The 21,052-nt window shown below is 38.5% G+C and carries 17 protein-coding genes; 14 read left to right on the top strand and 3 right to left on the bottom strand.

The genetic code is table 11. The annotated features are described in order from the left end of the window. Positions 1–48: 48 nt before the first annotated feature. The 4 genes from PFZ69_RS10875 to PFZ69_RS10890 all read left to right on the top strand — a co-directional run bounded on the left by PFZ69_RS10875 (position 49) and on the right by PFZ69_RS10890 (position 4,698). Positions 49–3,213, top strand: a complete 3,165-nt coding sequence (locus PFZ69_RS10875; RefSeq protein ID WP_270181102.1) for a bifunctional cytochrome P450/NADPH--P450 reductase — start codon at positions 49–51, stop codon at positions 3,211–3,213. A 119-nt stretch (positions 3,214–3,332) separates the two neighbouring features. Next, complete coding sequence (locus PFZ69_RS10880) at positions 3,333–3,479, top strand: hypothetical protein (protein ID WP_270181103.1); 147 nt, start codon at positions 3,333–3,335, stop codon at positions 3,477–3,479. 424 nt (positions 3,480–3,903) lie between these two features. After that, a complete protein-coding gene (locus PFZ69_RS10885; protein ID WP_270181104.1) occupies positions 3,904–4,059 on the top strand; it encodes a hypothetical protein in 156 nt (51 codons plus the stop codon). A gap of 165 nt (positions 4,060–4,224) precedes the next feature. After that, positions 4,225–4,698 carry an S-ribosylhomocysteine lyase gene (locus PFZ69_RS10890; RefSeq protein ID WP_270181105.1) on the top strand — a complete coding sequence of 158 codons (474 nt, stop codon included), beginning with the start codon at positions 4,225–4,227 and terminating at the stop codon, positions 4,696–4,698. Positions 4,699–4,984: 286 nt separating this feature from the next. Here the strand turns inward: PFZ69_RS10890 and PFZ69_RS10895 are convergent, their stop codons facing one another. The 3 genes from PFZ69_RS10895 to PFZ69_RS10905 form a co-directional block, all read right to left on the bottom strand. Next, positions 4,985–5,770 carry a TerC family protein gene (locus PFZ69_RS10895; RefSeq protein WP_270181106.1) on the bottom strand — a complete coding sequence of 262 codons (786 nt, stop codon included), beginning with the start codon at positions 5,768–5,770 and terminating at the stop codon, positions 4,985–4,987. 337 nt (positions 5,771–6,107) lie between these two features. Then, on the bottom strand, positions 6,108–7,649 hold the full coding sequence (locus tag PFZ69_RS10900) for a multicopper oxidase family protein (RefSeq protein ID WP_270181107.1): 1,542 nt from the start codon (positions 7,647–7,649) through the stop codon (positions 6,108–6,110). Between the two features lie 97 nt (positions 7,650–7,746). Then, positions 7,747–8,049 carry a hypothetical protein gene (locus tag PFZ69_RS10905; RefSeq protein WP_270181108.1) on the bottom strand — a complete coding sequence of 101 codons (303 nt, stop codon included), beginning with the start codon at positions 8,047–8,049 and terminating at the stop codon, positions 7,747–7,749. Between the two features lie 284 nt (positions 8,050–8,333). On the opposite strand from PFZ69_RS10905, the gene PFZ69_RS10910 reads away from it, so the two are divergent. The 10 genes from PFZ69_RS10910 (at position 8,334) to PFZ69_RS10955 (ending at position 20,741) form a co-directional block, all read left to right on the top strand. Then, positions 8,334–9,032: a DUF421 domain-containing protein gene (locus tag PFZ69_RS10910; protein ID WP_270181109.1), complete on the top strand. Its 699-nt coding sequence runs from the start codon at positions 8,334–8,336 to the stop codon at positions 9,030–9,032. Positions 9,033–9,165: 133 nt separating this feature from the next. Continuing rightward, entirely contained in the window at positions 9,166–9,456 is a 291-nt protein-coding gene (locus PFZ69_RS10915; RefSeq protein WP_270181110.1) for a hypothetical protein, read from the top strand. 318 nt (positions 9,457–9,774) lie between these two features. After that, the gene (locus PFZ69_RS10920) at positions 9,775–11,217 is read left to right on the top strand and encodes a 3'-5' exonuclease (protein WP_270181111.1); all 1,443 of its coding nucleotides are present in this window, start codon (positions 9,775–9,777) and stop codon (positions 11,215–11,217) included. A gap of 10 nt (positions 11,218–11,227) precedes the next feature. After that, positions 11,228–11,914 carry a DarT ssDNA thymidine ADP-ribosyltransferase family protein gene (locus PFZ69_RS10925; RefSeq protein WP_270181112.1) on the top strand — a complete coding sequence of 229 codons (687 nt, stop codon included), beginning with the start codon at positions 11,228–11,230 and terminating at the stop codon, positions 11,912–11,914. After that, positions 11,901–13,565, top strand: coding sequence for an ADP-ribosylglycohydrolase family protein (locus PFZ69_RS10930; RefSeq protein ID WP_270181113.1), 1,665 nt, complete (start codon positions 11,901–11,903; stop codon positions 13,563–13,565). The genes PFZ69_RS10925 and PFZ69_RS10930 overlap by 14 nt, the downstream gene beginning before the upstream one ends. Before the next feature lie 764 nt (positions 13,566–14,329). Continuing rightward, positions 14,330–15,142, top strand: a complete 813-nt coding sequence (locus PFZ69_RS10935) for a hypothetical protein (protein ID WP_270181114.1) — start codon at positions 14,330–14,332, stop codon at positions 15,140–15,142. A 407-nt stretch (positions 15,143–15,549) separates the two neighbouring features. Further along, on the top strand, positions 15,550–16,719 hold the full coding sequence (locus PFZ69_RS10940) for a restriction endonuclease PLD domain-containing protein (RefSeq protein ID WP_270181115.1): 1,170 nt from the start codon (positions 15,550–15,552) through the stop codon (positions 16,717–16,719). A 485-nt stretch (positions 16,720–17,204) separates the two neighbouring features. Further along, entirely contained in the window at positions 17,205–18,338 is a 1,134-nt protein-coding gene (gene dcm, locus PFZ69_RS10945) for a DNA (cytosine-5-)-methyltransferase (protein WP_270181116.1), read from the top strand. A 76-nt stretch (positions 18,339–18,414) separates the two neighbouring features. Beyond that, positions 18,415–18,777 (top strand): hypothetical protein, encoded by a 363-nt coding sequence (locus PFZ69_RS10950; protein WP_270181117.1) that lies wholly within the window; start codon positions 18,415–18,417, stop codon positions 18,775–18,777. Positions 18,778–19,076: 299 nt separating this feature from the next. Then, a complete protein-coding gene (locus tag PFZ69_RS10955) occupies positions 19,077–20,741 on the top strand; it encodes a DUF262 domain-containing protein (RefSeq protein WP_270181118.1) in 1,665 nt (554 codons plus the stop codon). Positions 20,742–21,052: the final 311 nt, after the last annotated feature.

Here is a 21,052-nt window from a genome sequence, read left to right on the forward strand (position 1 = left end):
ATGAATGAACGTTCATTCCGCACAACTTATAGATGAGGTGATCCATTCATGTTAGCTAAGAAATCGATTCCACAACCGAAGACATACGGCCCGTTAGGAAGCCTTCCTCTAATTGATAAAGAGAAACCGATTCAATCGTTTATGAAACTCGCAAAAGAGTTTGGACCAATCTATCAATTTCAGTTTCCATCTCGGACGAGTACGTTCGTTTCAAGCGCAGCGCTTGTAGAAGAAATCAGCGATCAAACGCGTTTTGATAAAAAGGTAGGCCCCGTTCTTCAAAAAGTTCGCGCGTTCGGAGGCGACGGCTTGTTTACAAGTGAAACCGAAGAGCCGAACTGGCAGAAGGCGCATAATATCCTTCTGCCTAGCTTCAGCCAGCAGGCGATGAAAAACTATCATACGAAGATGGTCGATCTTGCGACGCAGCTCGTTCAGAAGTGGGCAAGGTTAAACCCTGATGAAGAAGTTGACGTGGCAGAAGACATGACGCGCTTAACGCTCGATACGATTGGGCTATGCGGCTTTAATTTTCGCTTCAACAGCTTCTACCGTGAAAACAATCATGAATTCATCGACGCGATGGTCCGTGCGATGGATGAAGCGATGTCGCAATCACAGCGCCTCGGCGTTCAAGATAAACTCATGGTGAAGTCGAAGAAACAGTTTCGAGATGACATTCAGTATATGTTTTCACTTGTTGATGATCTCATCGCAGATCGTAAGAAGAATGGCGATGGAAACGAAGGCGATCTTCTTTCACTCATGCTAAAAGGAGTAGACCCTGAAACGGGTGAAGCGCTCGATGACGAAAACATCCGCTTCCAAATCATCACGTTCCTGATCGCCGGGCATGAAACGACGAGCGGGCTGCTGTCGTTCGCGCTTTATTATTTGATGAACAACCCTGAAAAGCTCAAGAAAGCGCAGGAAGAAGTGGACCGTGTTGCAGGGGACAGCATTCCTGACTACAAACAGGTGAAGCAGCTAAAGTATGTGCGCATGATCCTGAACGAGACGCTTCGCTTATGGCCGACGGCACCAGCGTTTTCACTTTATGCGAAAGAAGGTACGACGCTCGGTGGAGAGTATAATGTTGAGAAGGGAGACGTCTTTACACTGCTTCTTCCTGAACTTCATCGCGACAGGTCGATCTGGGGAGAAGATGTAGAATCCTTCGTTCCAGAGCGGTTTGAAGATCCATCCGCCATCCCGCAGCATGCGTACAAACCGTTTGGAAACGGCCAGCGTGCCTGTATCGGTCAGCAGTTTTCCTTACATGAAGCAACGCTTGTACTCGGAATGGTCGTTCAGCATTTCGACCTGATTGATCATGCGAACTATGAGCTAGAGGTAAAAGAAACGCTCACGTTAAAGCCGGAGGGCTTTAAGATGAAGGTGAATCCGAGAAAAGAATCGCTTTCCTTTGCGGTGCAAACGACAAAGCCTGAAAAAGAAAAGAAAGAAGTCTCAACGCTGCCAGAAAACGCACACGGTACGCGACTTCTCGTTTTATACGGTTCGAACTTAGGAAGTGCTGAAGGAATAGCACGCGACCTCTCTGAAAGCGGCCGGAAGCTTGGCTTTCATTATAAAGTGGCACCGTTGAATGATTATGTGAACGAGCTTCCAACAGAAGGCGCGGTCCTCATCGTGTCGGCATCGTACAACGGAAATCCACCTGATAATGCAGATGAGTTCGTCACATGGCTCGATGAAGCTGAACAAGGTGCGTTCGCAGGCGTTCAATATGCGGTGTTCGGATGTGGCGATCGGAACTGGGCGAACACGTATCAGCGTATTCCTTCACTCATCGATGAAGAGCTCTCGCAAAAAGGAGCGAAGCGTATCACAGAAGCAGGATTCGGTGATGCGAGCGATGACTTTGAAGGCGACTTTGAGAAATGGGAAGCAACATTGTGGGAACCACTTGCAGATGCGATGAACATCGAACTTCACGAAAACATTGAAGAGAACAGCGCGATCTCGATGAGCTTCGTGAGCGGTGTGAGTGATACGCCTGTAGCAAGGACGCATCATGCGTTCACGGCGATCATCAATCGAAACGTGGAGCTCCAGCATACCGAAAGTGGTCGCAGTACGCGTCATATCGAACTTATGCTTCCTGATGGGGTATCTTACAGGGAAGGCGATCATGTCGGCATCCTTCCTCAAAACCGAGACGAGATGGTGAACCGCGTTCTTGATCGTTTCTCATTAAACGGTGAAGACCACGTGCTGTTGACTGGCGATCTCGGAAAAGCAGCGCACCTTCCAACCGATAAACCGGTGAAGCTGCAGGAATTGCTATCGTCTTACGTCGAGCTTCAAGAACCTGCGACACGCTCGCAAATTCGTTCGCTCGCAAAACACACGGTGTGTCCGCCACACGTTGTGGAACTCGAGCAATTGCTTGAAGATGAAACCTATAAAAAAGAAGTGCTCGAAAAGCGTGTGACGATGCTTGAACTTGTAGAGCACTACATGGCGTGTGAAATGCCGTTCGAGCGGTTCATCGCACTGCTGCCGCCGCTAAAAGCACGCTACTATTCGATTTCAAGTTCACCGAAGCACCGCGAACGAGAAGCGAGCATCACCGTGAGCGTCGTACGCGACAATGCTTGGAACGGAAAGGGAGAGTATAAAGGAGTGGCGTCTAACTACCTTGCAACGCGAGAGTTTGGCGATAAAGTCGCGTGTTTTATCAACACACCGCAATCGAACTTCCAGCTCCCAGAGAAACCGGAAACTCCGATCGTCCTTATTGGACCAGGAACAGGTGTCGCTCCGTTCAGAGGTTTCGTGCAAGCACGACGAGAGATGAAGAGAGAGGGTGCTACGCTCGGTGAAGCGCATCTTTACTTCGGCTGCCGCAATCCTGAACACGACTTTTTGTATCAAGATGAATTGAAGCAGGCGGAAAATGAAGGACTCATCACGCTTCATACGGCATTTTCGCGCTGTCCTGATCAGCCAAAAAGGTATGTGCAGCATCGTTTAACTGAAAACGCCCCTGATATTTTACCACTATTAAAAGAAGGCGGACGCTTGTACATCTGTGGTGACGGAAGCAAGATGGCGCCAGAAGTGGAACAAGCGCTCATCATGAGCTTCGCTTCGCTCTATGGGACGACCGAAGAAGAAGCGGTTGAGTGGTTAGAAGAACTGGAACGCGAAGGCCGATATGCGAAAGACGTATGGGCTGGAGTGTGAGGAATGACGGCGTGAACGCGCCGTCTTTTTCTATGAAAGAAGATTGATTTGAGAATTCCAGTAATTTCTGGAATAATGGCGATCGTGTAAAAAAAGACAAATGATTGGAAGTGGAAGATATGGGTACTTTGTTTATCATTTTAGTGATTGTTGGGATTTTTGCGATATACGGTGCGTTACTAAAGATCAATACCACCATCAAGGAACAGACGGAAGAGATTAAAAGGATTGGATTAGAAGGTAAGCAGAATAAAGAACACCAATGAAGAGAAGAACTGTCCAGAAGATGATTTTCCACGTTGCGCCCTTAGGAGAGCTCTCGGATAAAATCGTAAGTTCAGGGTGAGCGTGAGTATAGAGCGAATTGTCCGGTGTTGATCGTGAAATAGAAGTGGGGGGAGGTCCGAATTTCCTCCATGTAAATAGGACTGCGTGAACGAACGGGTACTTGAGCACAAAAACTAAAATCTCGTATAAAATGGAGCATCAAACCCCATTGGAATTGGTGCTCTTATTTCTGGTGAGCTAATTGAGAGACCATTAAACTACCAGACAATGAAGGAAACTAAATGAGTATGGTGAAATATAGGAAGTAATTCATTAGTTAACGAGCAGGTTAATCTGAAAACTCAATGTGGTATTACTACAAAAAGAGTTAGACGATTACGTATTACAAATTGGAGGTGTACGATGCAAAAGGCTATCACTGTGAAATATCAATCCGATAAAAACAATAACGTAGATGAGTTAAATCAACTTCTTCAAGAGGGATGGAAGGTTGTTTCTCAGAGTCCAGTTGGATTGGTACCATCGATTTCTTCACTTGTTATTCTGGAGAAAAATTAGGAAACAAATCGGCATTCGTTGAATAAAGAAAACCATTAGCGCTTTTTCAGACGGCGTTTTTTTGTAAGAAAAAGCAAAATCGAAAGCACTTATTCAGACAAAACAGATGAAATTTATCGGAATTGAGTGTATGATGAAATTAGACGTAATAAAAGGAGTGGTACTATGCCATCAGTAGAAAGCTTTGAGCTTGATCATAACGCAGTTGTTGCCCCGTATGTGAGGCATTGCGGCGTTCATAAAATAGGAACAGACGGACTTGTAAACAAATTTGATATTCGCTTTTGCCAGCCGAATAAACAGGCGATGAAGCCAGACGTAATCCACACACTTGAGCATCTGCTTGCCTTTAATATCCGCACGCATGCAGAAAAGTATGATCACTTTGAGATCATCGACATTTCGCCAATGGGCTGCCAGACAGGCTACTATCTGGTAGTAAGCGGTGAGGCGAAAGTTGAAGAAATCATCGATCTTATAGAAGACACACTGAAAGATGCCATCGAAATCACTGACATTCCTGCAGCGAACGAAAAACAGTGTGGCCAGGCTAAACTTCATGACTTAGAAGGTGCTAAGCGCCTTATGCGTTTCTGGCTTAATCAGGATAAAAAAGAATTGGCAAAGGTATTCGGATAAGAAATGAAAGCAGTGTCCTGCGATGCGGGGCGCTGTTTTTTGTCTGCCATCCGTTATGCTAGACAAGGTATTAAGGCACAGACTATCTGAAGCTGTTTTAAAGGTACTCGGGTGAAAGGGAGCGTTGATTAAACACGTCCATATAAAAAAACGGTTAGTGGCTACTGCCGCTAACCGTTTTTGTTTGGTGGTTTTCTAGTTCTTTGAATCGCTGATTAGATAGCCATTCACATGAACAATTGTAGTTGTGTACATCAAGCAGTACTGGAACGGTCCTTTTTCTTCATTAGTTGGCTTCAACAGTTTGATTCGATTTTACTTCTTCTTTCTTTTCTTTAGACATCAACCAACCACCTACACCGATGGAGAGAAGAACTGTCCAGAAGATGATTTTCCACGTTGCGCTCTTAGGAAAGCTCTCGGATAAAATCGCAAGTTCAGGGTGAGCGAGTGTGTAGACTGCTAACTTCACACCAACCCACGCAACGACAAGGTATGCAGCCGTTTCAAGACCAGGTCTTTTATCAAGGATACCAACAAAGTAACCAGCGGCGAATCTCATGATCACAAGACCGATGATTCCACCAGTAAGGATAATCGCGAAGTGACCTCCATCTAACCCACCGATTTCAGGAAGACTTGTAGGAGATAGCGTAACAGCTAGAGCTACTGCTGCAAGGATTGCGTCGATGGCAAAAGCGATGTCAGCAAGCTCAACTTTGATAACCGTTACCCAGAAGCCAGAACCCTTTGATTTCTTTACAGCTTTTTCAAGCTTAGGTTTTAATACGTGCTTCTTAAGAAGGTGATACGCAGCGATACCGAATAAGTAGAGTGCACCGATCGCCTGCACTTGCCAGATGTGAACAAGGTAGGAAATGATGAAGAGTGAACCGAATCGAAAAACAAAAGCACCAGCGAGTCCGTAGTATAAAGCTTTTTTACGCTTGTTTTCAGGAAGGTGCTTTACCATTGTAGCAATCACAAGCGCGTTATCCGCTGCTAGGATCCCTTCCAAACCAATCAGGATAAGCAATACCCATCCGTACTCCATTACTAGCGCTAAATCCATTTAACATTCTCCCTTAATCGAATTTTGACCAAATAAAAAACCTTCACCAACAAATGTGGTAAAGGTTTGGATGTACGTATATATCCCTTTACCAAAATTGGCAAAGGTCTCGCAAACAACATTTCTGTTGCCAGTTAAGCCGGTGATGTATCATCACGTAATGTCGACATAACTGTAAGCTACTCCCCTTTGGAGTGTTATAAGCTCTTAGTGAGCACAGTTTTTACTCGGTAACTGTAAGATAATCATATGCGGTTTTGATGGAATAGTCAATCTATTTTTTTCGGCATTTTGTGAGCTCATTCGGGTGGTGACAGGCACCGTGATCAGGTACCAATCAGTTACCCTTCAAAACTACTTGATACGGCCGCATCATCTCATAATCCTCGTGCTCTAATATATGACAGTGCCAAACGAACAAACCGGCATACGGGGTGAACTTCATGATGATCCGCGTAATTTCTTTTGGGTTCGCTCTTACTGTATCCTTCCATCCTCGCTCGTTTAAATCAGGTTTCACCCTAGGCCCAGTCGTTTCGATTCTTCCTTCTTTCTCATACACGTCCCCATCAAACGGCTGCCGATCGAGAATTTGAAACTTCACGAGATGAAGGTGGATCGGGTGCGTCGCTTTCGATAAATTCACGAGGCTCCAGATTTCCGTATCACCTAACCCTGGCTTTTCCGTAATTGGATCTATCCAAAGGTCATCGTTTAAAAGGTGGATTTCACGTCCATATTGATCTGGCCTCATGCCTAATGTAAGGCTTCTTTCATTGTTTGCCTGCTTCTCACTCATCACATGATAGTTTGATAAAACGTAAGGAACGCTGCTTTGGTCCTTTGAAGCAAGCTCTTTCTTAACACGAAACTGCATCACAACACCAGTCGTTTTCGGGTTTGGCTTTTTTCCTTGAGGAAAAGGAGAGGCAGCATCATTCTTCATCACGATTTCTTCACCAGCAGAAGAACTGAAATCAATCACCACATCCGCACGCTCAGCTGGCGCAAGCAGCAAGTAGGGCACTGTCACAGGGTGTTCCAACAATCCTTGATCCGTTCCAATCTGTACAAAAGGGAGTCCGTTCGAAAGCGATAACCCATAAAACCTTGCATTCGCCCCGTTTAATATCCGAAAGCGATACTTCCGAGGTTCCACTTCAAGATAAGGCCAAACCTTTCCGTTCACAAGATTCGTTTTACCAAAAAAATCAGGAATAACAGACGGATCAACGCCTTCCACTGGAGGAGTAGGTTCTGAAGGGTAATACAAAGACCCATCATCGTGAAAAGACCGATCTTGTATAATTAGCGGGATTTCATACTCTCCTCGTGGTAACGGGAGAGACAGTTCAACCTCATCATGCACGATATACATCCCGGCAAGCCCAGCATATATGTTCAACCTTGTGATGCCCATCGCATGGTCATGGTACCAGAGGTTCGTCGCAGCCTGACCGTTCGGATACTCATATACCACATTTGTGAAATAGGGACCAACCTGTTGAAATCCCGGCGTAAACCATGCTTCAGGATATCCGTCGCTCGTATCAGGCGTCACCCCGCCATGTAAGTGGACAACCGTACGCACTTTCGGAGCACCATGATTCGCCCCATGAACGGTCGTATCGATTGGAAGAAAGTGCTTTTGAGGGAGATCGCTTTTCCAAAGAACACGCACAGGGTGATCGCGAAACACCTGAAATGTAGGACCTGGAAACAGACCGTTATACCCCCAGACCCGCGTCGGAGGCAAATCACGATGAAGCTTCAGTAAGCTTTCTTTCATCGTCACTTCATAAAAAGGAATCTGATCTTTAAACGATTGAGGTTGAATCACTGGCATGATGGGGAGGCGATCCACAAACTGTTCGAGCATGTGTGCCACTCCTTCCAAAACACGGCTTTTTAAAGCATATGTGTTGGAAGTGATATTTTGCGTCTTTAAGAAGAGAAGGGGGAGAAAGAGAGAAGGATTAGGCTGCGCTAATCCCAACCCATATAAAGTAAAGCGTGATGACAACGTTGAAGATCGTAAAAAGAAGCGCAATACTCGCAAGTCCTTTTTTCTCATCACTCGATCGAAAAACGATAAAAGCGAACAGTATAGAAAGCGCACAACCAACAAAGATAAAGATGAGGACATTGAGGGCAAGGGCTTCACCTGAGTTGTTTGCGATCGGATCGATCAGGAACATCGCGAGTGTTGTTAACAGGCTTATGATTAAGAAGAGATATGATTTCCAGGTCGTCATCTTTGATCGGTACATGTTGTACATGAGTGGGCTCCTTTCCAAGTTGACCGGTGTAAGTGACATCGTAAGGAATACGTTTTAAACGATAGTTTATGTAAGTGAAGTTAAATGAATACGCTTTAATTCTTTTATCTATTTGATCGTAACATAATTATATGAAAAGAGACGAACCAATGACTTACCTATTGTTGGGGGACAACGGACCTGTCCCTGCTTGCATAGTCCTCAAGGATATAACAGATAGTACGTATAGATGTTATGCAATCTATTCATAGTGTGGACTGTTTACGATAGAAGGGTGTTTTAAGATGAGTATGTCAGAATTATTACTTCGATTAGCGGTTACATTCGTTGTCCTATTTGCACTCGCGAGATTAGCCGGCAGGAAAGAAATCAGTCAGATGACGTTCTTCAATTGGGTATCATCCGTCGCAATTGGATCTCTAGCTGCGGATATCGTGGTCAATAAGGAACTAAGTTTGTTCCAAGGTGTAATCGTGCTTGTGGCATGGCTTGCAATCCCGATTTTGATTGGATTTATTGATATAAAGTTCAAATGGGCACGTAAAGTAACGACAGGTGAGCCAGTCATAGTCGTTCGGGAAGGCAAAATTCTGGAACATTCTCTTCGCCGAACCCGTTTGGATATCGATACGCTGCGAACGCTTCTAAGAGAAAAAAATGTCTTCCAATTATCAGAGGTTGATCTTGCGATATTTGAAACGAATGGAAAGCTGTCTGTTTTGAAAACCGATCCTCATCAGTTCGTTACGAGAAATGATATGAATGTTTCGAGCAAACCAAAACAGTTTCCTATTGCGACGGAAGTCATCTCAGATGGTGCCGTTAACTTTAAGAACTTATTGCTGTTGAATCTGGATGAGAAGTGGTTGACTGAACAAATGGAGAGAGCGGGAGTTACTTCACCTTCTGAAGTGTTCTATGCTGAGGTACAGCAAGATGGGACAATACATCTAGATATGAAGGATGGTTATGGTGTTCGTTAGGGGGGAGGGACAAAGTAGGAAAGCTGGACGATGAACCTGTCACTTTGTCCCTGTAACTGGATATTTATGTTAATATAGTTGTAACACTTTTTGGAAATCAGCTCGATTCGAAGAAAGAAAGGATGGGGTCTTGATGAAAATCAACATCACTTACATCATCAATTCGATTATTAGTGGCGTGCTGGCAGTCCTGATCTCTACCTTTTTTGCAGGTGGGGCGATTGCCGAGAACTATACGGATAAAACGTGGGTTGCACCCGAGTTTTTTGTGATTCTCCTTATCTGGGCGCTGGGATTACTAGTCTGTCTGCTCATTTATCGTGGAAAAGCTCGTGGGATGTATTTGTTTTTGTCTATTTTAATCACCTGGGCATCGATTCCACTCGTAGTACAGTTGGGCGCTCGTTTAGCTACAGCATCGTAGGTTTATAGTTTTTTAGATTGAAATAATCATGTTAAGAGGTAAATGATGTTGCGCAACATCGATGTGGGATCGAACTATGCAGGGAAAAAGGACTTTTATTTTTCGTTGTTAGTACTCGATGAAAAGCAGTCCCCTAAAGGTGTGAGGAAAGTTAATGAGAACTATGAAGAGATTGTCCAGGATAGGGAAAAATTTGTAGAGCATTTTCAATATATCATAAATTTATGGGATTTATAAGAAATATAATCCAAATTATGGTTGTTTATATTAGTTCGATGTATAATCGTATTTATATTTCGGAATATCGATATAAGGGGGATGAGACATTTGCCATTACCTACTCCAGAGGGAAGACAAAAAGAAGTATTATGTTTACCAGAAAAAGGCCATTATGTTGTTCTAGGGACAGCTGGGAGTGGTAAAACCACTTTAGCAATTCATCGAGCGGCCTATTTAGCAAAACGTACAAAATCGAAAGAAAAGGTTTTGTTAGTTACGTTTAATAAGTCTCTAGTAACCTACTTAAATTCACTTGCAGAAAACAATTTATATAAAGTTGATGTTAGAAATTACCACTGGTTTGCCAGAGGGTATCTAGCTCATAGAGGTATGCTTAGCTGGGGGGATATAGTCCCATCTATGGATTACAATAAAGAAAATAAAAAGCTTACTTTTATTAAACAAGCAATTAATGAAGTTACTGAAGAACAAGGTGAAAACTCTACACTAACAAGAGCTCCTGAAGTGTTCTATGAAGAAATATCGTGGATACAGAAAATAGGTCTTTCTTCGGTAGACGAATATATTGAAGCAGAGAGAATCGGCCGTTCAGGTACAAGGGTTACTAGAGACAAGAGGAAATATTTCTTTGCAGTGTATGAAAGGTATCTTGATATTAGAGAGAGAAATGGATATCGTTATGATTGGGACGATCTTGCTCATACAGTTAAAAGTGAACTAGACAATGATGAAAATGATAAAATGTACAAGCATATTATTATTGATGAGGGACAAGATCTTTCGCCGGTAATGCTTCAGTCTTTGGCATTAGCAGTGCCAAAAGATGGAAGTATAACTTTTTTTGGAGATGTGGCTCAACAAATATATGGGGGGCGTATATCTTGGAGAGATGCTGGTCTTAATGTCACTCGAAGTGAGACTTGGAAATTTGATCAGAACTATAGAAATAGTACTGAAATAGCAGATTTAGCTATTGCTATTTCTAAGCAACCGTTCTTTAAGCAAAGTACAGATTTAGTCACACCAAAAGCGCCTGTTGCTTCTGGTCCAAAACCTGTTTTAGCTGTATTTAATAATGAGGATAGCGAATTAAAGTGGGTTGTTCGGAATGCTGCTAAACTTGGTGAAAGACAGACTGTTTCTATTTTGATGAGAACTAGACAATCACTCAAAAAGCTTAGAAAATTATTAAGAGAACAACGTATAATTCCTCAAGAGTTAGATGGAGAATTAAAGAGATGGAATGGCAAACCAGGGATTTCTATTGGAACATACCACTCTGCAAAAGGACTGGAATTTGATGCTGTAATGATTCCGTATTGTAGTGCTGAAAGATTACCAGATGAAGATAAAATCACTGCATTAGAAGACAGAGATGAAGCATTAGGTGAAGAATCAAAACTTATTTATGTTGCAGTTACTCGAGCTAGGCGTTTGTTAGCTATGAGTTATACAGGTGAAGGGACTGAAATTATCCCTCAAGACGATTCTCTTTATTCTAAAAGAGAAATAGAAAAGTAGGTATGAGTTTATGGATGGATCTTTAAAAAGACAAGAATATCAAGGTAGAAATATTACTCGATTATGTCACATCACTCGTTCACAAAAAGCTATGCATATATTAAGTTCTGAAGATGGGATAAAGGCTGTTGATTTCCTGGATGAGAGTCTATATGATGCTAATGATGAAATACGGTTGGATGGTAAAAAAGATTTTATAAATTGCTCTATCGAATACCCGAACCATTGGTATTGGAAAAGAGTAAAGGGGAAGGATCCACTATTTAAAGATTGGGTTATCTTATTAATCAATCCTGAGATACTAACATTAAAAACTACTAAGTTTTGCCCAGTTAATGCAGCTAAAGGCAGAGGGGCTTATATAAATGACGGATATGTCGGTTTTAAAGAACTTTTTGATGAGAGGGTCCAAACTCGTTTTAGGTCTTCTCAGATGCTTCCTTGTTGCCCGACAGATGATCAAGCGGAAGTATTGGTGTATAAAAATATATCAAGAAAAGATATTATAGGTGTAGTGGTACCAAATGAAGACCAAGGCGAAAGTGAAATTGTTAGATGGGAATTATTGAATATTCCTAAGTTTGATATATTTATTGCCCCTGACTTATTTAATGGTGAATGGAGTACAAAAGTTCGTAGAGGTATAAGGCCAGTAGAGTATAAGTATCGAGGAGGTGAGTTACTTGGAAAAGAGTGAGAATAATAAGCTAGACAAATGGCTAGGAGCTTTGGTAGGGGCTGCTGTAGGTGACGCACTAGGATGGCCCAATGAACAAAATAGTAAAAATATTAGTAAGGCTCAACATAAAGAACAAGAGATGTTTCAAAAATGGGTAAGGCGTGATGGTGGCAGGTTCTGGTCGCATAATGAAGAGATACATCCAGGGGAATATAGTGACGATACACAGTTAATTATTGCAACTGCTCGAAGTTTAAGATATGGATCTAGTTGGAATAAGTTCTTTTCAAAGGTAGAGCTCCCAGCTTGGGTTTCATATGAAAGAGGTGGCGGAGGCGCTACTAAAAGAGCTGCTGAAACTTGGAGAAAAGGGAGCAATCCTTGGAATGTAGAAAAAGAAAGCAAGGCTGATGTTCAAAAGTATTTTAACGCTGGTGGAAATGGCGTAGCAATGCGTATCTTACCCCATGTTTTTAGGCGTGAAGGAACATGGTCTGAGGTTAAACACCAGGTTTTCTTAAATGGTATCTTTACACATGGACATCCAAGAGCATTAGTTGGTGCATTAGTTTATGCAGATGCATTAACTTACCTCCAAAACATTGAGAAGACACTCGGATATGGGGAGCTTGTTGATTACCTGTTAGATAGGAAAGAGGAATGGGGTTCATTTCCAAATGTGCAAAAGCTTGATAAATGGATGGACGTTGCAAATGCAATATTTCAGAATAATTATATGAATTTGTGGAATGAAGTGACAGAAGAAGTTATTGAGCAATTGCGAATTGTTAAAGAAGGACTTGACGAAGGTGCTTTAGATATGGGAGATGAAGTCCTTGAAAAATTAGGTTGCTTTGATAGAAAGGTTAATGGATCAGGAACAGTTACAGCGGTTGCTTCGATTTATCTTTCATCAAAATTTGCATCAAGCCCACGCTTAGCCATAATTGAAGCGGCTTATTTGAAAAATGCTGATACCGATACATTAGCTTCAATGGTAGGTGGTCTGTTAGGTATTTTACATGGTTCAGAATTCCTTTCAGTTTCATGGCTCGACGTTCAGGATTATGACTACCTTAAGAGTCTCCTTAATCAAGAACCAAAGGATGATACAAAACTTGGTGGTCCATTGTTTGATTATTACAATCCTGAGATGAAAGCGAAAATTAAGCACTTACAAGTTGGGGACCAATTAAAAGCAGAACCTTTTGGGAAATTAACGCTAAAAGATAAGCGCCTAGATCAACCAAATGCGAAAAATGCAGTTGTTAATACATTGAAATTTGTTACTGAAGAAGGACAGCATATATTTGTTAAAACCTATGAAAAAGGATCTGTAGGAGATGCATATCTACCACAAGATAACAGAAACAATGGGCAGACTAATCCATTCAATACTAGGCAACAACAGCAAACACAGCCTTTAAGATATCCAAATAAACCAGTTCTAGACTCTAAAAAGATTAGAGGTTTATTAAACATTCTACCTGAAAAGTTAGAATTTGATTTATGTTTGCAATTTATTGCCGATGTTATGGATGAGATTGAACGAAATGGAGACGGTGGTATAAATCAGAGTGGTTTCAACTTTCTTAAGCAGCGATGGATTAAACATCAAATTGATATGAAAGACATAGAGAAAGCTGTGAAAGCTATCTTAAAATATTAATATAATAAAAGGGATTGGATATTATTTGAAATATCCAATCCCTTTGTTGTTCATCGTTTGTAACTGTGTTCTTTGATTCAGTCTATTACAATATCAATGAGCAGTTTGTTCATATCTACGGGCAACCACTAAATACCAAAAAATCTTGCTTGCAACGGATGAAACAGAACATTCCAAGAGAGCTACGGAAACCACTGTAAATATTGCAAACTGTTAAGAAGTATCAAAGCTAAGTATACGTCGTCGATGTAGATCGAGCAAACAGCGATGTTCTCACACACTGGAATTCAGTTGAAGGAAGTTACTAGGAATACTTGATAAATCTCAATAACATGCTGATGTTGAAGAAGTTGAAATCACCTTAAGTGGTTTACATATATGGAGCAACTATGCAGTAGTTGCCGTCGATAAAATCGTGTCTAACTTTAAAGCAAAAGGAAAAGTCGTGACCATAACAGGATTAAACGAGGAGTATAACAAGTTAGTAAGGAATTTAGCAGTTTTTTTCGAAAATTATTCAGTTAAATACAACGAGCTTTAAGCGATCACGTTTTTAAATAAATATAATTGTTTTAACCTACGTATAGGAAAAAAAGTGAATGTTACTAAGAGCTGAGAAAAAGTTCTTTGCTAATATTAATTAGTAAAATAATAGAATTTTTATAAAATATTGATATAATATACATAATAATCCAAGACAAGTTTGGAAAACTGGAGATTTATCTCATCTTTACATTAAATATCAAAACAGGGGGCTTAGTAATATGAGCTTTAAAAAACTTGATTTAACGAAAATGTATAATACATTTAAAAATCAATACGAGGACGTATACAAATTTAATTCAACACGTAAATTTTATTCTAAAGAAGTAATAAAATATGAGTATGTTGCACTAAGTTTTTCATTTGCATATGCAATGGCATATTCTGAAGAAGGATACCATCGCAGAGAAAGATCAGGCGGATCTAAATCGAGAGAAGATTTTGACGTCTTTTGTGATACTTTTCTTGGAAAGCTAGGTGAATATGGAGCTTATCAATATCTAAAGGATAATATTAAAGACATTAAGCTATCCTTACCAGATAATACTATTGAAGGGAAAGGGAAATGGGATAGTTATGACCTTACGTTTGAACATGAAAAAAAGACAAGAAATATAGGTGTTAAAACTACTAAGCATTTTGGCCAGTTATTGATGTTAGAGACTGAGGATTGGGATGAAGAAGGAAAGTATATCCCTAATAAAGAAAAGGAAGCAGATGAATATACAGGTTTCTTTTTTGTTAGAGTTAGTTATGATTTAATCAGAAATTTACAAGGGAGATATTTTTATCAAGAAAAAAATATAAGCCCTGAATCATTTGCATCAGTTTTATCAGATGCACATTATAATTTTGATATCCATTACATACCTATGGAATATATCAAAAGTGCAATAAAAAATGAAATGATAGTTTTAAAAGATAATTATTTGAACAACTTGGCCAAAGCTAATGAACTTGATGCAAATAATTATTATATACAGTGTGGTGACATGATCTACCAAGATAAAATATTGAGTGCGATGCAAGTTTAGTCATTTCGACATACAATATTTTTAAGAGGAAATCCCTAATGCTATGAGTTTAGTAGAGAGAAACTAGACTATAAAAAAAACAGAGACTTAAGTATTAAGTATAATAGAGGTTAATTTGCTTATGACCGATCACAGAAAATAAAGAGCGCTTAGAATTGAGTTCTCTATAAGGTAAGAAACTATTATTTAAAAATCCAGATTTGCTTGAGAATAATTGGTTACCAACATATAAACTTATTCTTGATGGAAAGTTGATTGTACATCCTAAATTAGGGTTGTTTTAGGATGTACAATAAGAAGTAATTACGGTAATTTGCTGTGAATTCTCGTAAAGTTTAATAGAGGACAGAAGTACTTTCTCTGTTCTTTTTTTTAATGTATATATACTCTTATACAAATGTTTAATGGTGAATAAAGAAAAGGAGGTAATTAAGGTTTATAAAAAGCAGTCAAGAGAACAGCAAGAAAACTACATTAAATTGTTGCAAGTGGTTGGTTCTCTATCAAACCTATTTAGTGAAAGTAAAACGCCATACTTATATTATCGCGCAGCAGAAAATATTTTCTGTAAGGCCTTAGGTGCAAATAATCTTGCGAGAGGGGACGTATCCTTTGATGCATTCAAAGGCAATGTAGGGGTTGGATTAAAAACATTCGTGCATGGAAACGGCAAGAAATTTGAGAAAATCGCAGAATTTAATAAAGATATAGACAAGTTCCGATGGTTAAACAATGAGGAAACGGTAAGGAAAATTGCTGAGTTACGTAATGATCGAATAGCTGCTACTGAGCGTGCACACGGAACTGATGAAATGATCTACCACCTAGTCACAAGGAAAGAAGGTGAATTTGAGATACATGAAGAAGACATGCATTACATTGACTTTAAGACCTTAAAGTTAGATGAAAGGAAGACGACAGATAAAAATATCTTCTTTAGAGATAAACATTCAAATTATAAGTTTTATATTGCGAAAAGTACATTGTATAAACAGTTCTATTGTGATGACCCAGTTACTTCATTTGATGTGGAGATTCTGAATAATCCTTTTGAATTTTTAATATCAGAAGAATCAAAGCAGTACATGGTTCACGATTTAGAAGAAGAGAAATACGAGCAAATCTTCTTACCTCTTTATTCAGCAAGAAGTGGTCAAGTGGAGGAAAAAAGTGGATTGAACCAGTGGAATGCGGGTGGCAGATCAAGGCATGTCGATGAGATTTATATCCCAATCCCCTCATGGATTCATAAACAGTTTGAAGGCTTTTTCCCGTATGACAGACATACAGGAGAAAAAACGCCTTTTATATTAGTTCTACCTGGTGGTAAAGAAATCGATGCTAGCATTTGCCAAAGCGGCGGTAAAGGATTTATGAGCAATCCAAATAAAGAATTAGGGTATTGGATACTTCGTACCATTTTACAAATACCAATAGGTCAACTTGTAACGTATTCTGATTTAGATCGTGTAGGTATAGATTCAGTTCTTATTACAAAATACGATAGTTATTGTTTCAGTATCCGGTTTGCTTCAATAGGATCTTATTCTGAATTTGAAGGTGATTTTAAGGAATGATAGGAACTAACCATGGGATACAAACTTAATGATATAAATATAAAAAGGACAATATATTCCTAATGTAAATAAAGTTAATGCAGATTGTGATTACTTCTAACTTGTTAGGGTGAAGTATGGTACAGAAACTAGACTAAGAAAAAGAAAGATGCTTGGAAATAACATCTTCCAACCAAAACTCCTAGGGAAAGAACTGGCGGATTTTTTATATGAATTTAAAATTCTTTGTGTTCCTGTTAACTTTATAAGACAAGTAATAACTAATTCGAAAATTGTTCTTAAAGGTAATTACTTCAGAACTATAGGACTAAAATCGAGGCTGTTAATTATTACATCCAATCTGGTGATATGTACGAAATTCTTAACTTTATAGAGTACCATTTAGGAAATTAAGCGTTGGGGGCAGCCAAAAATGTCGAAACATGATACAATAAAGTATGCTTAAATTAACCGAACGTCGGTTCGTATGGAGGTGTACTTTTACAATGACAATAGAGAATGATAATAAATATACTGTATCATCCCTTTTTGCAGGAGTGGGAGGGATTGATAAAGGGTTCGAGCAAGCAGGAGCAAGAATTATTTGGGCAAATGAAAATAATAAAAAGGCCTGCCACACTTATCGTACTAACTTTAAGGAACATCCTCTTTTGGACGATGATGTGCGGGATGTGCATGAGTTTTTAATGCCAGATACAGATATTATTACTGCCGGTTGGCCATGTGTAGCATTTTCCGTAGCTGGTCAAAGACACGGCATGAAATATCAATGCCATGATTGTGGTCATGAACATATGGTAACCTACGATGAATATGTTCAGGGTGCGACTTGCCCTAACTGTAATGGTCACACTGAAGCTATAGACCCAAGGGGAACATTATTTTATGATGTGGTTCGTTTTATTCGTGCAAAAAGACCTAAAGCTTTCTTTTTAGAGAATGTGAAGAATTTACATGGTCACGATGAAGGAAGAACATTTAAAGTTATTAAACAGATGTTAGAAGATAGCGGGTATTATATAGATGACAGAATTTATAATACTATGACTCATGGAAATGTTCCACAAAACCGTGAACGTGTGTTTATTGTTGGCTTTAAGAATAAAAAGGCATTTCAAAAGTTTATATGGCCTGACGAGCAAATTGAGTTAACTAATACAATAGATCATGTTTTAGATCGTCATGAAAAGCAAGATGAAAAATATTATTATCGCGAGAGTTCACAATACTATCCTATGCTACGTGAAGCCATTAAACGAAGGGATACGGTTTACCAACTTCGCCGTGTTTATGTAAGAGAAAATCAAAGCAATGTTTGTCCAACCTTGACCGCTAATATGGGGGGGGGAGGCCATAATGTCCCTTTAATTCTTGATGATTGGGGAATAAGGAAATTAACACCCAAGGAGACTTTCCGCTTCCAAGGTTTCCCTGTTGATCATGATTATTTTCTCCCACAGGATATGGCTAACTCTCATTTATATATGCAGGCTGGTAATGCTGTAAGTGTTCCAGTTATTAAACGGATAGCAGAGCGACAACTAGAAGCACTTGAAAAAGTTTATAAGAAGCAAACAAAAAATAATACACAGAATAAAGAAGAATTGACAACAGCTTAAAAGACTCGTTTTGGCGGGTCTTTTATTTAATTTCTTTCCCTAGTTGCAATTTTAATATAAAAGAGGTTAAGTCATAATGGATAAAGTTGATTTGAATGTTATGAAAGAAAGTTATGGTTACTTGTTTGAAGTTGAAAATTACCTTAGAAAATTCATTGAGCATAATATGGAACTAAAATATGGCACTAATTGGGAGGTGATTGCTCATAAACTATACAATAATTCCCTGACAAATAAGCAGGTTAATGACCTTTATTATCATGAATTACTTGCTTACATTAGCTTGTTTAACTGTTTGAATATACTGATGCCACCAAAAGTCTTTGTCCAACTAAAATCAATTAAAACGATTAGGAATAAAATAGCCCATAATTACTGGTTAGATAAAGGTGAAGTTATTACTCTTTACAATATATATCAAGATATAATTGGACGGTAATTGTTCTTCTACCGAATGTAACCCTTAGCGAGAATTATCATACCCACCTACAATTAACTCATTCGAGATATTATCCTCAAATTAATTAACCACAGGAAAGACTTAAAGTAATTATAGACTTCTGAGCACCTCTTATCATTTATTATAAAACGTGTTACAACCCACATTGATGAATTATTGAAAATAAGTAATCTCGCTTATATTGCTTGGAGCGAGTTATAATAAGGTTGTCAATAGTATACATGGTACTTATTATTAAAATAGATATATGTATTACATATAGAAAAAGGAGAATGAAAATGGGCATTAAGAATTTTGGATTTGAAACTGTAGAAACCTACTTACAAAAAGGAGTTTTCTATATCCCTGATTATCAAAGAGAATACTCTTGGATTAAAGATGATCAGGTGGAAGACTTTTGGACAGATCTTGATCATTCGGTAAAAGAAAATACAGATACACACTTTTTTGGTCAAATTGTTATTCATGATGACAAAAATGAAAACAAAAAATATATTATTGACGGCCAACAGAGAACTACAACTTCTGTTATTTTTTTAGCAGTTCTTAGAGACTTATTTGAAGAAGTATACAAGGATACTGATAATTCAAGCTCTAGAAATAAGTTTGAAGATATAAGGTTGAAGTATATTGGTAGGTGGTCTGAAGAAGAGGATGAATTAAGGTTAACCTTAGGGAGAATCGATAAAGATTACTTCAGAGAAAATATTCAAATTAGTAGCCCGTTAGAATTAGAACCTTCACAAGATTCCCATAAACGTATAAAAGAAGCATATAAATATTTTGAAACCAAAATGCGTGAAAAGATTTCAAATAGATCAAATGATCGAGATAAATATTCCATATTAGTTGAATATTATAATAAGTTCATTAACGGATTTCAACTTATGTATGTAGAAACTGATGAAATTAATGAAGCATTCATTATATTTGAAACTTTAAATGCAAGAGGAAAGGATTTGGAAACTTCTGATCTGTTAAAGAATCATTTATTTCGTTCTTCGGGTAATTTAATTGATCAAGTGAAAAATAAATGGTTAAAAACAGTAGATAATTTAGATAACATAGATATTACAAAATTCTTACGTCACTTTTGGAATTCTCAATACAAATTCACAAGAGAAAAAGACCTCTACAAAAAAATTAGGACTCATATTAATTCTCCAAAAAAATCAGAAGAATTTGTGGATAATTTATTTAAAATGTCTGATACTTACAAGGCATTAGTAAACCCTTCAGAAGAATATCATTTTACTAATTCTGAAACTCAGAAAGTATTGACTAACTTAAAAACTTTAAAAGCAAGCTCATTTTACCCTATAATACTAGCAATGAAAAACAACGATTTTGTAGAAAATGATATTAGGTATGTATTAAATCTAATAGAAACTTTTATAGTTAGAAATAATGTAGTCGCTGGGAAAGTTGCAAATAAATATGAAGTGCTTTTTGCTAAGATTGCACATAATATTTCTGAAAAAGAATTAATAACAATAGATCAAATATATAAAGAATTTAAGCATGAACTATTAAGTGATGAAGAGTTTGAAAATTTATTTGCATCTTTTAGTGTGAAATCAAATACAGTTGCAAAATACATATTAAAAGAAATTAATGATTTTACTGAAAATGAGGTTAATGTAATTGGAGATGGAAGAGTTCATTTAGAGCACATAATGCCTAAATCGTTAGGAGATTGGGTCATTGATGAGGAGACGCACAGAAAGTATTTAAATAGAATTGGAAACTTGACTTTACTAGGAAATGAGTATAACAGAAGCATACAAAACAAGGTATTCACAGTAAAAAAAGGTGTATATGAAAGATCAAATATTAATATTACTAAACCATTGAGCAAATATACTCAGTGGACTCTTAAAGAAATAGAAAATAGACAAATGGACTTATTTAAGATAGCTGTGGAAAGATGGAAATTGTGTTAATACTTAGATTAGTAATTGAGACTCATACTTTAATAAGGGTTTGATAAGTTGACGATTATTACCACTTAATTCATCCAGTTTATCTAAAGGGGGATCAGGCGAACCAATAAATATCTATGGTTTGTCTGATCTATTTGTTGTTACACTAAATAAAATAAACTAGCATCTAACTACGCTAAGTTGCTTATCAAGAAATATATTTAGAGAGTCGAAGTGTCAGGTGTATATTTTTTCTTCATTTAGGATGAGTAGAAATCTTCTCGCGTGGAAATTTAGTTTTATATTGAAAGGAGATTTCTCCAAAAATTAGG

The sequence above is a fragment of the Alkalihalobacillus sp. CinArs1 genome (assembly GCF_947387515.1).
GTDB lineage: Bacteria > Bacillota > Bacilli > Bacillales > Guptibacillaceae > Guptibacillus.

Coding starts and splice junctions, on each gene's coding strand:
- PFZ69_RS10875 (WP_270181102.1), top strand. CDS start 49: ATGTTAGCTAAGAAATCGATTCCACAACCGAAGACATACGGCCCGTTA.
- PFZ69_RS10880 (WP_270181103.1), top strand. CDS start 3,333: ATGGGTACTTTGTTTATCATTTTAGTGATTGTTGGGATTTTTGCGATA.
- PFZ69_RS10885 (WP_270181104.1), top strand. CDS start 3,904: ATGCAAAAGGCTATCACTGTGAAATATCAATCCGATAAAAACAATAAC.
- PFZ69_RS10890 (WP_270181105.1), top strand. CDS start 4,225: ATGCCATCAGTAGAAAGCTTTGAGCTTGATCATAACGCAGTTGTTGCC.
- PFZ69_RS10895 (WP_270181106.1), bottom strand. CDS start 5,770: ATGGATTTAGCGCTAGTAATGGAGTACGGATGGGTATTGCTTATCCTG.
- PFZ69_RS10900 (WP_270181107.1), bottom strand. CDS start 7,649: ATGCTCGAACAGTTTGTGGATCGCCTCCCCATCATGCCAGTGATTCAA.
- PFZ69_RS10905 (WP_270181108.1), bottom strand. CDS start 8,049: ATGTACAACATGTACCGATCAAAGATGACGACCTGGAAATCATATCTC.
- PFZ69_RS10910 (WP_270181109.1), top strand. CDS start 8,334: ATGAGTATGTCAGAATTATTACTTCGATTAGCGGTTACATTCGTTGTC.
- PFZ69_RS10915 (WP_270181110.1), top strand. CDS start 9,166: ATGAAAATCAACATCACTTACATCATCAATTCGATTATTAGTGGCGTG.
- PFZ69_RS10920 (WP_270181111.1), top strand. CDS start 9,775: ATGAGACATTTGCCATTACCTACTCCAGAGGGAAGACAAAAAGAAGTA.
- PFZ69_RS10925 (WP_270181112.1), top strand. CDS start 11,228: ATGGATGGATCTTTAAAAAGACAAGAATATCAAGGTAGAAATATTACT.
- PFZ69_RS10935 (WP_270181114.1), top strand. CDS start 14,330: ATGAGCTTTAAAAAACTTGATTTAACGAAAATGTATAATACATTTAAA.
- dcm (WP_270181116.1), top strand. CDS start 17,205: ATGACAATAGAGAATGATAATAAATATACTGTATCATCCCTTTTTGCA.
- PFZ69_RS10950 (WP_270181117.1), top strand. CDS start 18,415: ATGGATAAAGTTGATTTGAATGTTATGAAAGAAAGTTATGGTTACTTG.
- PFZ69_RS10955 (WP_270181118.1), top strand. CDS start 19,077: ATGGGCATTAAGAATTTTGGATTTGAAACTGTAGAAACCTACTTACAA.